General features: G+C 66.7%; 13 protein-coding genes. 5 read left to right on the forward strand and 8 right to left on the reverse strand.

Annotated elements, in window-relative coordinates; genetic code table 11:
• Window positions 1–108: 108 nt before the first annotated feature.
• The 6 genes from FIU85_RS07700 to FIU85_RS07725 form a co-directional block, all read right to left on the reverse strand.
• Window positions 109–2,151 carry an ASKHA domain-containing protein gene (locus tag FIU85_RS07700; protein WP_152496466.1) on the reverse strand — a complete coding sequence of 681 codons (2,043 nt, stop codon included), beginning with the start codon at window positions 2,149–2,151 and terminating at the stop codon, window positions 109–111.
• A 176-nt stretch (window positions 2,152–2,327) separates the two neighbouring features.
• Window positions 2,328–3,674 (reverse strand): 3-phosphoshikimate 1-carboxyvinyltransferase, encoded by a 1,347-nt coding sequence (gene aroA, locus FIU85_RS07705; RefSeq protein WP_152496467.1) that lies wholly within the window; start codon window positions 3,672–3,674, stop codon window positions 2,328–2,330.
• Window positions 3,675–3,987: 313 nt separating this feature from the next.
• Entirely contained in the window at window positions 3,988–4,353 is a 366-nt protein-coding gene (locus FIU85_RS07710; RefSeq protein ID WP_152491289.1) for a RidA family protein, read from the reverse strand.
• A gap of 48 nt (window positions 4,354–4,401) precedes the next feature.
• Window positions 4,402–5,790 carry a GYF domain-containing protein gene (locus tag FIU85_RS07715; RefSeq protein ID WP_152496468.1) on the reverse strand — a complete coding sequence of 463 codons (1,389 nt, stop codon included), beginning with the start codon at window positions 5,788–5,790 and terminating at the stop codon, window positions 4,402–4,404.
• A gap of 32 nt (window positions 5,791–5,822) precedes the next feature.
• Window positions 5,823–6,554, reverse strand: a complete 732-nt coding sequence (locus FIU85_RS07720; RefSeq protein WP_152491287.1) for a DUF4339 domain-containing protein — start codon at window positions 6,552–6,554, stop codon at window positions 5,823–5,825.
• Window positions 6,551–7,249: a DUF4339 domain-containing protein gene (locus FIU85_RS07725; RefSeq protein WP_152496469.1), complete on the reverse strand. Its 699-nt coding sequence runs from the start codon at window positions 7,247–7,249 to the stop codon at window positions 6,551–6,553. The genes FIU85_RS07720 and FIU85_RS07725 overlap by 4 nt, the downstream gene beginning before the upstream one ends.
• 126 nt (window positions 7,250–7,375) lie before the next feature.
• Here FIU85_RS07725 and FIU85_RS07730 point away from each other — a divergent pair, with 126 nt between their 5' ends.
• Window positions 7,376–8,959, forward strand: coding sequence for an alpha/beta fold hydrolase (locus tag FIU85_RS07730; protein WP_152496470.1), 1,584 nt, complete (start codon window positions 7,376–7,378; stop codon window positions 8,957–8,959).
• Between the two features lie 10 nt (window positions 8,960–8,969).
• On the opposite strand, the gene FIU85_RS07735 is transcribed toward FIU85_RS07730, so the two are convergent.
• Window positions 8,970–9,428, reverse strand: coding sequence for a hypothetical protein (locus FIU85_RS07735; protein ID WP_152491284.1), 459 nt, complete (start codon window positions 9,426–9,428; stop codon window positions 8,970–8,972).
• A gap of 136 nt (window positions 9,429–9,564) precedes the next feature.
• Here FIU85_RS07735 and FIU85_RS07740 point away from each other — a divergent pair, with 136 nt between their 5' ends.
• The 3 genes from FIU85_RS07740 to FIU85_RS07750 all read left to right on the forward strand — a co-directional run bounded on the left by FIU85_RS07740 (window position 9,565) and on the right by FIU85_RS07750 (window position 10,879).
• Entirely contained in the window at window positions 9,565–10,146 is a 582-nt protein-coding gene (locus FIU85_RS07740) for a thymidine kinase (protein WP_152496471.1), read from the forward strand.
• Complete coding sequence (locus tag FIU85_RS07745) at window positions 10,139–10,549, forward strand: hypothetical protein (RefSeq protein WP_152496472.1); 411 nt, start codon at window positions 10,139–10,141, stop codon at window positions 10,547–10,549. The genes FIU85_RS07740 and FIU85_RS07745 overlap by 8 nt, the downstream gene beginning before the upstream one ends.
• Window positions 10,550–10,624: 75 nt before the next feature.
• Window positions 10,625–10,879 (forward strand): hypothetical protein, encoded by a 255-nt coding sequence (locus FIU85_RS07750; RefSeq protein WP_152496473.1) that lies wholly within the window; start codon window positions 10,625–10,627, stop codon window positions 10,877–10,879.
• Here the strand turns inward: FIU85_RS07750 and FIU85_RS07755 are convergent.
• Complete coding sequence (locus tag FIU85_RS07755; protein WP_152496474.1) at window positions 10,876–11,997, reverse strand: beta-ketoacyl-ACP synthase III; 1,122 nt, start codon at window positions 11,995–11,997, stop codon at window positions 10,876–10,878. The genes FIU85_RS07750 and FIU85_RS07755 overlap by 4 nt on opposite strands.
• On the opposite strand from FIU85_RS07755, the gene FIU85_RS07760 reads away from it, so the two are divergent.
• A complete protein-coding gene (locus tag FIU85_RS07760) occupies window positions 11,996–12,763 on the forward strand; it encodes an exopolysaccharide biosynthesis protein (RefSeq protein ID WP_254703024.1) in 768 nt (255 codons plus the stop codon). The two genes, FIU85_RS07755 and FIU85_RS07760, sit on opposite strands and share 2 nt — an antisense overlap.
• Window positions 12,764–12,817: the final 54 nt, after the last annotated feature.

The following is a 12,817-nucleotide window of genomic DNA, read 5'->3' on the forward strand; positions in this document are numbered from 1 at the left end:
TGCGCCACTCGGGGCTCGGGCAGGCTCGGAACGCCCGGATCTAGGCCCGGGCGCCTTGTATTCTGCGCAATCGCCCCGCGCCGCGCAATCGCTTTCTCGGGACGTCGGTCAGCCCCGCCGCCGCCTGCGGCGGCCACCCTCCTGGTCGCCCCCGGTGTTGAAGGACGGGTTCGGCAGCGGCGCCACCTTGGCCAGTTCCGGGAACGGATCGGTCTTGTGTGGAATGGCGTTGGCGGCGACGAAATGCTCCTGGAACTTGGGTTCGATCGCGGTCTCGACCTTGGTGATCTCGCGCACCACCCGCTCGATCTCGCGCCGCGCGCCCACGTTGCACAGCGCGATGCGCGCGCCCGTGCCCGCCGCGTTGCCCGCGCTCGTGACCTTGTCCAGCGGCACATCCGGTATCATCCCCAACACCATCGCGTGCTTGGCGCTGATATGCGCGCCGAACGCCCCGGCCAGCACCACGCGGTCCACCTTGTCCACGCCGCGCTGGTCCATCAACAGCCGCGCGCCCGCGTAAAGCGCGGATTTCGCCAGCTGGATCGCCCGAATATCGCCCTGCGTCACGGTGATGCGCGGCCCGCCCTCGGCGGTCGCGTCATGCACCAGGTAGGAATGCGTCCGCCCTTCCGGCACCATCCGCGCCGTCCCGGTCGCCTCGGCCGAGCCGATCAGCCCGCTTTCATCCATCAGCCCCGCCATGCGCAATTCCGCCACCGCCTCGATGATGCCCGAGCCGCAGATGCCGGTAATACCGCCCGGCCCCACCTCCTCGGCAAAGCCCTCTTCGTCGGACCACTTGTCCGATCCGATTACGCGAAAGCGCGGCTCTTTCGTCTCGGGGTCGATCCGTATGGCCTCGATCGCGCCGGGCGCGGCCCGCTGCCCGCTGGAAATCTGCGCGCCTTCGAAGGCCGGGCCGGTGGGCGACGAACAGGCCAGAACCCGGCTCTTGTCCCCCAGCAGGATCTCGGCATTGGTGCCCACGTCCACGATCAACGCAAGGTCCTCGGACTTCCCCGGCTCCTCGCTCAGGGCAACGGCGGCACAATCCGCACCCACATGTCCCGCGATGCAGGGCAGCACATAAACCCGGGCCCGCGTGTTGATCGCGCTCAGCTCCAGCTCGCGCGCCTCCAGCGCCATGCTGTCGGACGTGGCCAGCGCGAACGGCGCCTGCCCCAGCTCCACCGGGTCGATCCCCAGCAACAGGTGATGCATCACCGGGTTGCACACGAAGACCGTCTCGACGATCAACTGCGGCTCGATCTCCGCCTCTTTCGCAATCTCTTCGGCCAGCGTGTTGATCGCCTCGCGCACCGCGCGGGTCATTTCCTTGTCCCCGCCGGGGTTCATCATCGCATAGCTCACCCGGCTCATCAGGTCCTCGCCGAACCGGATCTGCGGGTTCATGATCCCCGACGACGCCTTCACCTCGCCGCTCTCCAGATCGGTCAGATGCGCCGCCACCGTGGTGGACCCAAGATCGATCGCCAGCCCGTACAGGCCCGCCTCATGCAGCCCCGGCCAGACCTCGATCACCCGCGGCACCGGGTCCAGGTGCGATTTGTGCAGCGCCACCGTCACCCGGAACTTGCCCTTGCGCAACACCGGCTGCAACTTCGACAGCAGCGTCAGGTCGGCGGTGATCTCCTCGATTTCCCACTGCTCGCGCAGCGCCCGCTCCAGCCGCTCCAGGTCGCCCGTGGGCTCGTGCATGTCCGGCTCGTCCACCTCGACGAAGTAGAGCCGCGTCGCCGGGTCCATCTGGATCACCCGGGCCGAGGCCGCCTTGCGCACCACCTGCTTGTGCACCTGGCTCTCGGGTGGCACGTCGATCACGATGTCGCCCATCACCTGCGCCTGGCAGCCCAGCCGCCGCCCGGCCTTCAGCCCGCGCTTCTGGTCATAGCGCTCCTCGACCGCATTCCAGTCCGACAGCGCGCCTTCGCGCACCGTGACGCCATGCTTGGAAAACTCGCCATAGCCCGGCGTGATCTGGCATTTCGAACAGATCCCCCGCCCGCCGCAGACCGAATCGAGGTCGACCCCCAACTGCCGCGCCGCGGTCAGCACCGGCGTGCCTTTCGGAAAGCGCCCGCGCTTGCCCGAGGGCGTGAAAACCACCAGTGGATCGGACTCGCTCATCTTACATCGTCCTTGGCTCAAGCATTCTTCTGGCGGGCACCATAGCGGTTTCCGGCACGACCGAAAGCCCGCCACCGGCATTATCTGTCAAACCCGCGTCATCGACCCGTCCCCGAAAATTCTTACGAATTTTCGTCGCCCGGGATTATTCGCACGAATAATCTCCGGCGCTCCGCTCAAACGCGACGGATCTCGGCGCCCAGCCCGGTCATCAGCGCCTCGAACACCGGAAAGGAGGTGGCGATCGGCCCGCCGTCATCCACCGTCACGGGCGCCTTGCTCGCCAGCCCCAGCACGAGGAACGACATGGCGATGCGGTGATCCAGATGGCTGGCACAGGTCGCCCCGCCCGGCACGCCGCCCGCGCCCCTGCCCTCGACGATCCACCAATCCTCACCCTCCTCGACCGTCACGCCACAGGCGCGCAGCCCCGTTGCCATCGCGTCGATCCGGTCGCTTTCCTTGACGCGCAATTCCTTGACCCCGCGCATCACCGTGCGCCCCGCAGCACAGGCCGCCACTACCGAAAGCACGGGGTATTCGTCGATCATGCTCGCCGCACGTTCGGGCGGAACCTCGATACCTTTCATGTCGGGCGAGTATCGCACCCGCAGGTCCGCCACCGGCTCGCCGCCTTCCTCGCGCTCGTTCTCATAGGTCAGGTCCGCGCCCATCTCGCGCAGCGTGGTGAACAGACCCGCCCGCGTCGGGTTCAGCCCGATATTGGGCACCAGCACGTCCGAGCCTTCGGTGATCAGCGCCGCGCAGACGGGAAAGGCCGCGCTCGACGGGTCGCGCGGCACCAAGATGGTCTGCGGCCGCAGCTCCGGCTGCCCGGCCAGTGTGATCACCCGGCCCTCGTCCATGACCTCGGTCGAAATCTCGGCACCGAACCCGGCCAGCATCCGCTCGGTGTGGTCGCGCGTGGCCTCGCGCTCAATCACCACGGTCTGGCCCGGCGCGTTCAGCCCGGCCAGCAACACGGCCGATTTCACCTGTGCCGACGGCACCGGCACCTCGTAGCGCACCGGCACCGGCTCCCGCGCGCCCACTATGGTCATAGGCAGCCGCCCGCCCTCGCGCCCCACGGCCCTCGCCCCGAACAGCGCCAGCGGGTCGGTCACCCGCGCCATGGGACGCCCGTTCAGGCTGGCATCCCCGGTGAAGGTCGCTGTGATGGGCGACGTCGCCATCGCGCCCATGATCAACCGCACGCCGGTCCCCGAATTGCCGCAGTCGATCACCTGGTCCGGCTCGGCGAAACCGCCCGCGCCCACGCCATGCACGTGCCAGGTGCCGTCCGCGTCTCGCGCGACCTCCGCCCCCATGGCCCGCATCGCCTTGGCCGTGTCCAGCACGTCCTCGCCCTCCAGCAGGCCGGTCACCACCGTCTCACCTACGCTGAGCGCCCCAAGAATGAGGCTGCGATGCGAGATCGACTTGTCGCCGGGCACATGCGCCTCGCCTTTCAGGCCAGACGACAGGCTGGATTGCATCGGGACGGGCGCGCCATGACCGGACATCGGACTTCCTTCCTTAAAAGTTCGCCCCGCTGATAGCGCAGCCCCCGGGCAGCGTCCATCACGCCTTTCCTCTGGCTGAAAATATCCCGGGGGTTTGGGGGCTGGCCCCCAATTAAACCTGTGTTTGGGGGCTGGCCCCCAATTCAACCTGTGTTTGGGGGCTGGCCCCCGATCGAACCGGCCTTGCCCCACCCACAGGTCATCCTCGGGCCCGACCCGAGGATCTCTCCGCCGCGAGATCCCGGATCAGGTCCGGGAAGGGCCGCAACCCGGCGCCCCGGTCAGCTCCGCAAAGCCCGGCCGGGCATGCCGGTCACTTGCCGTCCTTCGCGTCCACCGCCGCCGTCACCAGCAATTCGACCTTCAGTTCGGGATGCGCCAGTTTGGCCTCGCCACACGCCCGGGCGGGCGCGTGGCCCTCGGGCACCCAACTGTCCCACACGTCGTTCATCTCGGCGAAATCGGCCATGTCGGCCAGCCAGATCGTGCATTGCAGGATCCGCGTCGCGTCCGAGCCCGCCTCGCCCAGCAGCGCCTCGACCTTTTCAAGGCAGGTGCGGGTCTGATCCGCCACGCTGTCGCCGCGGTTGCCCACCTGCCCGGCCAGGTAGATCGTCTCGCCATGGATCACGATCTGGCTCATGCGGGCGGCGGTATGGTGGCGGACGATATCTGTCATGACGGGGCTCCTTTCCCAAGTATTCGCCCCGTCATAGCGCGGCGCGCGCTACTGCGCCAGTTCCCCGATGCTGCCCGCCATGGCCCAGTCGGCCATTCCCTTGCGCCACACCAGCGTCCGGTCCCCGACCCGTCCCGCCGCCATCTCGGCGCGAAGGTCGTTCAGCGTCATCGGCCCGACCTGCTGCTGGCCCTCCGCGAACCACCAGATCGCCTCCTGCGGGGGGTGCGCCGCGCCCCGGCTCGCCTTCAGCCGCTCCAGCTCGCCCGCAGCCTCCTCGTGACCGCGCTCGAGCGCCACCTCCATCCACTCGATCGCCCGGTCGAGGTTCTGCTCCACCCCGTCACCGTCGCGATACATGATGCCCAGGTTGAAGGCCGCGGTCGTGTGACCCTCCCGCGCGGCGGCCTCGAACATGCGCGCGGCCTCGGCCATGTCGACCTCCACGCCCTCGCCGCCGTGATAGTGGATCACCCCGGCCAGGTAGGTCGCGCTGGTATTGCCCTGCTCGGCCGACATCAGCGCATAGCGCAGCGCCTCGGCCGCATCCTTCTCGCCGCCGCGGCCCTGCCAGCGGAACCAGGCATAGTTCGACTGCGACACGTGGTTGCCCAGGTCCGCCGCGCGCCGGTAATACGCGGCCGCCTCCGCATCGTCCTGGGGCACGTTCTCGCCGCGGGCATATTCCACGCCCAGCTGGTTCAGCGCATCGGTGCGCTCCGCGTCTCCCGCACGGTTCAGAAGCTCCAGCGCCAGCTCCACGTCCTTCTCGACCGTGATCGCCTGGAGATAGGCCATCCCCATGATGTAGACCGAGTTGGAATGGTCGTCCTCGAACGCCACCTTGGCATAGCCGACCGCGCGCGGCTCGTCCTCGGGGATGCCCTCGACCCCGTACCAGAACATGTTGGCCAGGTTGTCGGCGGCGATCGTGCTGCCCAGCGCCATGGCCTGTTCGTAATACTCGATCGCCTTCTCGAAACTCTGCTCGACCCCGTCGCCCCGGTAATAGGCCACGCCGAGGTTGTTCAGCTTCGCCGCCTCGCTCAACGCGTCGTCGCCGTCACCCGATGGCGCGCCGGACCGGGTGCTGGTGATGACCTCCTTGCCATCGACAAGGATGCGCGTGGTGTTGCCCTCGACGACGATCTCCACCTCGTCGAAGGCACCGCTGTCGATCGACGATCCATCCAGCGAGATCGTGGTGCCGTCGATCACGATCTCGCGGCCGTCGATCACGATCTCGGCCCCGGTCGACGTGGTCGAGATACTCTGCGACCCACCCCCCGTGATGGTGATCTGCACCCCGTTCACCGTGACCGAAGACGAGCTTTGCGCCCCCGCCATGCCCGCCGGCAAGGCCAGCGCCACTGCCAGGCCGACAATCGCGGCCACGAGACGCGTCCGCAATGGCCGCAGGAAATCCGTCACCGTCATGATAATCCCCAATCTGTCATCCTTGAAATCCGTCAGTAGTTCACGCGCCGGAAAATCAGCCCATTGTCATTCAGCGTATTTTCGTCCACGACCCTCAACGTACTGTCGTAGTTGAAATTTCCCGGCAAAGGGACATTGCCGCCCGGGCCGTTCGAGGTCATCAGCGTGGTGCCGATCATCGACAGGTGAAACCCTTCAGGCGACGGGTTCGTGATCTTGAACGTTCCTCTGCCCTTGTTGGTCGTGCGCAGGACGCCTCCCATGCCATCGGAGACCTCGATGATCTGTGTCGACGTGTAGGTGCCCACCTTGTTGTAGATCACCTCCATCTTCTGCGTGCCCAGCCCGATACCCTCGATCGGCAGGTCCGTGCGTCCGGTTTCCCAGCGTCCATCTAGAAACGCGTTGTAGTCCCGCACCGGCGGCGGTGGCGGCGGCTGCAAAACGTTGAGAAGCTGCGCCACCTCCTTCACCGTCCGCGCGGGGCCCCAATCGGCCATGCCCTGTTTCCACACCATGGTCTGCGCGGTCAGCCGGCCATCCCTGATGCGCTGCTCAACGTCCGCATGGGTCAGCGGCCCCACCGCCTGACCGTTGTCGACCACGTAGACCCCGTCCGCCGTCATCTGCTGCGCCGCACCAGCACCGCTCCAGACCGCCAGCAAGAAAGCCAGCAAGACCGCCACCACCGGCGCCGGGACACCCCCCGCGCCGATCCGCCGCATCATACCCCTCGGAGGCGTGGACATCGCGCCGCCGCTCATTGCGACACCTTTCGATAGGTACTGCCATCCTCGAAGAACGTGCTCTGGTCGATCGCCTTGATCGTCGTGTCGAACTGCAGCTGGTCGGGCCAGCCCGCGCCGGCCTGTCCCTCCACCTTGGTCAGCGACGTGCCGAGGTAGCTGACCGTCACCGTGTTGGTCGTCGCCCCGCTCAGCGTGAAGGTTCCGTTGCCCTCGACATGCACCGTCATCGGCTGCGGCGCGCCGGCAACGCTGCTCATTTCGGTCAGCAACGTGAAGATCCCGTCGGTGCCGAAGGTGATCGTGCTGACCACGTCGACCTGTCCAACCTCGGGCAGCTCGGCCTGCGCGGCCTCGCTTGTCCACGTGCCTGCCAGGTAGCGCCCGAAATCCTGCACGGTCTGATCCGGCTGCGGATCGCGCTCCGCCGGCGGTCCAAGCTCCGCGCCCAGATCCGGGCGGAACCGCGCCGCCTCCCAGTCCTGCATCCCCTTCTTCCAGACCAGCGAGGTGTCCGTGACCCGCCCGTCGCGCAACCGCGCCTGCATCTCCGACGCGGGCAGCGGACCCACCGCCTGACCGTTCTCGACCACGTAATATCCCTCGAACGGAGGCCCCTCCTGCGCCGCCAGGGGTGACGCGACCAGCCACAGGGCCAGCGCAAATGCCAGCGCCCCCGGCAGCCGCGCGGCGAATTTCCCAAAAGAGTCCATACCCAATGCCCTGTCTGCGGTCTCCGCCTGCAAGGCTCACAGAATCGTACTAGGCGCACATCACCCAATTGGGTATCCTGACACCGTAACGGCCCGATAAGGTCAGGGCTGGTATTGGGGAAGACCATGCCAGTTGGGGATTACGACGCCGACCTCGCGTCGGTGTTTTCAATATTGCCGCGCGACAAGGCCCGCGAAGCCCGCGACTATGTCGCCAAACGCCTGAAGGTGGCCGAAGCGGCCATCGAGGACGATCTGGCCTGGGCCGACTTCGACAGGTCCGGCAAGCTCCTGCGCGGCGGATTGTCCAGCATCACCGATCATTCCACGCGGATCCTGCCCGCCGAAACCGACAACCCCCAGATCGCCGCCATCCTGGGGAACGTGGCCCGTCACGGGCTTTCCGCGGGCCACATCTCGTGGGATCCGGGTGTCCAGATGCTGTTCTGGTACGTCCCGATCACCCCGTCCAACCGCGACAATGTCGGCAAGCGCCAGCTGCGGGGCTTCGCCGTGACCCAGCTTCTGTTCTCCGAGTTTCTCGACATCTTCAACGAGGACAGCGGCCTGACCCAGGCCGAGATACGCACCGTGTTCCAGGTGATCGGCGGCGCCAGCCTGCGCGCCGCGGCCGATCTCGACGCGCTGTCCTACGAGACCAAGCGCGCCCACCTCAAGAACGCCTGCAGCAAGCTGATGTGCTCGGGCCAGCGCGAATTGATCACCAAGCTTCTGGGCCAGATGGTCCATTTCATCTCGATCTCCGAGGGCGAGGCCAGCCATGCGGGTTTCATCGAACCCTTCTTCGCCCGCTACCTGTCGCAGGACGCCCGGCTTCTGTCGCGGCGCCTCTCGGATGGCCGGCTCGTCAATATCGTGGAGTTCGGCCCGCCCGGCGGCCGGCCGGTCCTGCTCAGCCACGGCGTTCTCTTCGCCTTGCTCATGCGCGACGCCGGTCCGCATCTGGAACGGCTGGGGCTGCGGGTCATCACCCCCATCCGCGAAGGATATCTCGAGATCCGGCCCACCTCGTCGCTCTTTGACCAGGACGATCTGTTGCGGCAATGGGTCGATGACGCGCACGGGCTCATCCGCGAATATATCGGCCATCCCTGCGTGGTCGTCGGCAACTCGACCGGCGCCCGCGCCGCCGTCCGCCTCGCGCTCGAAGCCCCGAAAGTGGTCGCATCGCTGGTGCTGGTGTCCCCCACCTTGATGCAGACCGAGTCTCTGCGCAGCGGAAAGGTCGCGGGGTTCTTCGATGCCCTGCGTGGTCTGGTATCGAACTCGCGCCTGTTCAAAGCCGTGACCTGGCGGTTCAAGAAATACTATCTCAGCGAAAAGACCTGCCGCGTGGCACTGATGCAGCTTTTCGGCGACAATGCCGCCGACCGCGAGGTGCTGGAACGCCCGTTTTCCAGCGACGCCAGCAGTTACGCAATGTTCTCGGACATCTACAGCAGCTCGCTGCGCGGGGTCGCCGCGGATTTCAGCTTCGATTTCGACAGCGTCCACCGCGAGATGCAGGCGCTGAAAATGCCGTTTTCCATCCTGCATGGCCGCGACGACCCGATGCTGCGCGCCGCTGAAATGATCGCCCAGCTGCCCGAACCGCTCGGCCGCACCGTCACCACGCTGGACGGCGGGCACTTCCTGGGCGTCACCGCCGCCGACGCCGTCTGGGATCACGTCGCCACCCGAAACGGCTGATCCGCGCGGATCACAGGTGGCCGTCTTCCAGGTGCAGCTTCATCGCGATCAGCACCTGCTGCAACGCGGTCGTCTCCTTCAGCAGGCGCTTGGCCTCGGTGACCGTGATCACCCCGTCCTGGATAGACTGGTGGTACTCGCTCATCAGCATGGCAAAGCGCTGCGACAGCGCGATCACGTCCGAATTCACCCCGCCCGTTCCGCCATCATTCTGCCGGCTGTCGTCGAAATTCAGCCGCGTGCCGTTCAACTCCGCCAGCGCCGCGGTCACATGCGGATAGGACGCCGCCGCCTCCAGCGCCGCCACCGCGTCGATCGGCATGTAGCGGCCGGAATGCTCCTCGTGGTCCGAGTAATACCGCCCCAGCGTGGCCTTCGACTTGCCCGTCAGCTCGCAGGCCGGCTCCACCCCCACGTCCTTGACCAGCGCTTCGGTGTGCTTCTTGAGGTATGATCCGGCTTTCGACATCGCGCTCTTTCCCTGGACCGGGCCGTTATCCGAAGGGGCCCCGCGGCGCCGCAATGGTGGAAAATCCTACGTGCCCGGCGCCCGCGCCGACCCCGGCACGCTTGAACCCGCACGCGTCATGCGGATAAGTCGCCGCATGGCCAAGCTCTATTTTCATTACTCCACCATGAATGCCGGCAAGTCGACCCTGCTGTTGCAGGCCAGTCACAACTACCGCGAACGCGGCATGAACACCCACCTGCTGACTGCCGCGCTCGATAATCGCGCCGGACCCGCGCATATCGGCTCTCGGATCGGCATCGGGGCCAGGGCCGACACCTTCACCGCCGACGACGATCTCTTCGCCCGACTGGACCGGGTGCTGGCCACGGGTCCGCTGTCCTGCATCTTCGTCGACGAGGCGCAGTTCCTGACCGAGGCGCAGGTCTGGCAACTGGCCCGCGTGGTCGACGACCTGAACGTGCCGGTGATGTGCTACGGCCTGCGCGTCGATTTCCGCGGTCATCTCTTTCCCGGCTCCGCCACCCTTCTGGCGTTGGCCGACGAGATGCGCGAGGTGCGCACCATCTGCCATTGCGGCAAGAAGGCCACCATGGTCGTTCGCCGCGACGCCCACGGACAGGTGGTGACCGACGGCGCCCAGATCCAGGTCGGCGGCAACGAAACCTACGAAAGCCTCTGCCGCCGCCACTGGCGAGAGGTCACGGGCGATGTCTAAACTGTCCCGGTACATCGTTCTCGGCCTCCTGTCGCTCGTGGCCGTGCTGGTTGCGGTCTATATCTATGCGATCAACACCGTGGATTTCTCCGTCGACAAGGCCACCGCCGCCCATACCGAGGCGCGGCAGGCGTTCCTGGCCGACCTGCCCGATACCGACTGCCTGCGCGCCGCCGACATCACCGGCATCGCCCGCGCCCGCGGCTGGGATGCGGTGCAACCGTCGCAATTCGACTGGTGCGTCGCCCCCGACACCGTGCAAACCTGGCTGCGCGTCACGGTCGAGCCGCCCCTGCCCTTCTCGACCGAGGACGAGAACGCCCAGATCTTCGCCTTTGACGAGGCGGGCTGCGCCGTCGACTGGTCCTACGCCTCCGGCCCCGGCTCCACCTGCGCGGAGTGACGCTTGCGCCGCGTCGCTCCGGGAACCCGGCCCGCAGCTCCTGCGTTTCCCCTACGTAATGGAAAGGAAACCGACATGGACCGCCTGTCCTTCTACATCACGTTCTTCACCGGCAGCTTCATCACCGGCGCCATCGTGATCGCCGGGTTTGCAATGGGCTATTATTCCGTCTGGACCATCGCGATCAGCGCCGTCGCGGGCCTGCTGCTCGCCTGGCCAACCGGCTACATGATCTCCCAGCGCATCAAACGCGACGATCCCGACTGGACGCCCGAGGCCGACCCCGGCGACCAGCCCGTCATCCCGCGGCCGGGCGCGCCCGAAATCTAGGCCCGCTCCACCAGGACCGAGCCCACCGAGTAGCCCGCCCCGAACGAACAGATCAGGCCGGTATCACCGGGCTGCAGGTCGTCGGAGTATTTCGAGAACGCGATGATCGACCCCGCCGACGATGTGTTGGCATAGTCCTGCAGGATGTTCGGTTGCTCGTCGGCATCGGGCACCCGCCCCATCACCTTGCGCCCGATGAAATCGTTCATCGTTTTGTTCGCCTGGTGCAGCCACAGCCGCTTGAGACCCGCCGCCGCGACCCCGGCTTCTTCCATGTGATCCGCGATATGCGCGCTGACCAGCGGCAGCACCTCCTTGAACACCTTGCGTCCCTCCTGCACGAATTGCATGTCGCGCCGGTCGTGCAGCTCCGGGTCGCGGGTGCGCCGCAGGAACCCGTTGTTGTTGCGGATATTGTTGGAAAACTGCGTGGCGCAACGGGTCGAATGCACGATGAAATGCGCGCCCTTGGCATCCTCCGCCCGCTCGATCACCAGCGCGGTGCACACGTCCCCGAAGATGAAGTGACAATCCCGGTCGCGCCACTCCAGGTGCCCTGAACAGATCTCGGGGCTCACCACGATGGCGCAGCGCACGCTGCCCGACCGCACCATGTCGGCCGCCGCCTGGATCCCGAATGTGGCCGAGGAACACGCCACGTTCATGTCGAACGCGAACCCCTTGGCCCCCAGCAACTGCTGAATCTCGATGGCCACCGCCGGATAAGGCCGCTCGTGGTTGCTGGCCGCGCAGATGATCAGGTCGACCTCGCCCGCGTCCCGCCCCGCCTGGGCCAGCGCCTTGCCGCAGGCATCCAGCGCCATCTCCGCCATGATCCCCGGCTCGTCATTCGACCGCTCGCGCAGCCTGGGATGCATCAGGCCGGGATCCAGCACGCCCGACTTGTCCATCACGTAGCGCTGCTCGATCCCCGACGCGTTGACGATGAACTCCGACGAGGACGGCGCCTTGGCCTCCACCTCGCCCGCCGCGATAGCGTCGGCGTTCTCTGCGTTGAACCGCTCGGCATAGGCGTTGAACGCCACCACGAGCTCGTCGTTGGTGATGGTCTCTTCCGGCGTGAAAACCCCCGAGCCGGTAATCGCAGGCTTGAACATGTCTCTCTCCCTCGACGTGGCGGCCACCACGCCAGAACCCTGCCCCGAGGTCAAGCGAAACGCGGCGGCAAACCCGGCGGCGCGGGGAACTGCCGGCCGTGCGGCGGCGTTTCACGACGTGACGCGCGGCGCGTCATCAAGGCCACTGGTCATATCCGTGAAAGGCGACATGGCGCATCCCGAACGATCATCAAGGCCCATCACCGGCATCATCGACCGGCTCGAAGACACCACCCACCGGGACCAGGTGACCCTGCGCTGCATGATCGAGGCGTTCGGCAAGAGCTCCTTCACCACGGCGATGTGCGTGCCCGCACTGCTGGTCACCTCGCCGCTCAGCGGGATCCCCCTGTTTTCCAGCGCCTGCGGCATCCTGATCGCCTCCATCGCCGCACAGATGCTGGTGGGTCGGCACTACCTCTGGCTGCCCGCCTTCGTGATGAACCGAAGCATCGGCAACGACAAGATGCTGGCCGCGCTCCGCCGCCTGCACCGGATCGGCGAAAGGATCGACGCGCTCACCCGCCCCCGCCTCGGACCGCTCATGACCCGGCCTTTCCGCAAGCTCTACCAGGCGCTCTGCGTGCTGTGCGGCGTCCTGATGATCTTTCTCGAGATCGTGCCGTTCTCATCCTCGGTTCTCGGAATGGCGACGATCTGCTTCGCCACGGCGATCATCGTGCGCGACGGGGTGCTGGCCTGCCTCGGGCTGGCCCTCATGTGCCTCGGCGCCAGCCTGCCGGTGTTCGCGCTCCAGGCGATGTAGGGTGGGGTTCCACCCCGCCACCATGCCGCCCGGCCCGCAGACCCAGACCCTCCC

The organism is Roseovarius sp. THAF8, assembly GCF_009363735.1.
In the GTDB taxonomy this organism is placed as follows: Bacteria; Pseudomonadota; Alphaproteobacteria; order Rhodobacterales; family Rhodobacteraceae; genus Roseovarius.

What these genes read in the sequence shown, in the direction of transcription:
- FIU85_RS07720 (WP_152491287.1), bottom strand. Translation starts at nt 6,554, where the DNA reads ATGAGCGGCGGCGCGATGTCCACGCCTCCGAGGGGTATGATGCGGCGG.
- FIU85_RS07760 (WP_254703024.1), top strand. Translation starts at nt 11,996, where the DNA reads ATGTCTCTCTCCCTCGACGTGGCGGCCACCACGCCAGAACCCTGCCCC.
- FIU85_RS07750 (WP_152496473.1), top strand. Translation starts at nt 10,625, where the DNA reads ATGGACCGCCTGTCCTTCTACATCACGTTCTTCACCGGCAGCTTCATC.
- FIU85_RS07745 (WP_152496472.1), top strand. Translation starts at nt 10,139, where the DNA reads ATGTCTAAACTGTCCCGGTACATCGTTCTCGGCCTCCTGTCGCTCGTG.
- aroA (WP_152496467.1), bottom strand. Translation starts at nt 3,674, where the DNA reads ATGTCCGGTCATGGCGCGCCCGTCCCGATGCAATCCAGCCTGTCGTCT.
- FIU85_RS07755 (WP_152496474.1), bottom strand. Translation starts at nt 11,997, where the DNA reads ATGTTCAAGCCTGCGATTACCGGCTCGGGGGTTTTCACGCCGGAAGAG.
- FIU85_RS07735 (WP_152491284.1), bottom strand. Translation starts at nt 9,428, where the DNA reads ATGTCGAAAGCCGGATCATACCTCAAGAAGCACACCGAAGCGCTGGTC.
- FIU85_RS07730 (WP_152496470.1), top strand. Translation starts at nt 7,376, where the DNA reads ATGCCAGTTGGGGATTACGACGCCGACCTCGCGTCGGTGTTTTCAATA.
- FIU85_RS07740 (WP_152496471.1), top strand. Translation starts at nt 9,565, where the DNA reads ATGGCCAAGCTCTATTTTCATTACTCCACCATGAATGCCGGCAAGTCG.
- FIU85_RS07710 (WP_152491289.1), bottom strand. Translation starts at nt 4,353, where the DNA reads ATGACAGATATCGTCCGCCACCATACCGCCGCCCGCATGAGCCAGATC.
- FIU85_RS07700 (WP_152496466.1), bottom strand. Translation starts at nt 2,151, where the DNA reads ATGAGCGAGTCCGATCCACTGGTGGTTTTCACGCCCTCGGGCAAGCGC.
- FIU85_RS07725 (WP_152496469.1), bottom strand. Translation starts at nt 7,249, where the DNA reads ATGGACTCTTTTGGGAAATTCGCCGCGCGGCTGCCGGGGGCGCTGGCA.
- FIU85_RS07715 (WP_152496468.1), bottom strand. Translation starts at nt 5,790, where the DNA reads ATGACGGTGACGGATTTCCTGCGGCCATTGCGGACGCGTCTCGTGGCC.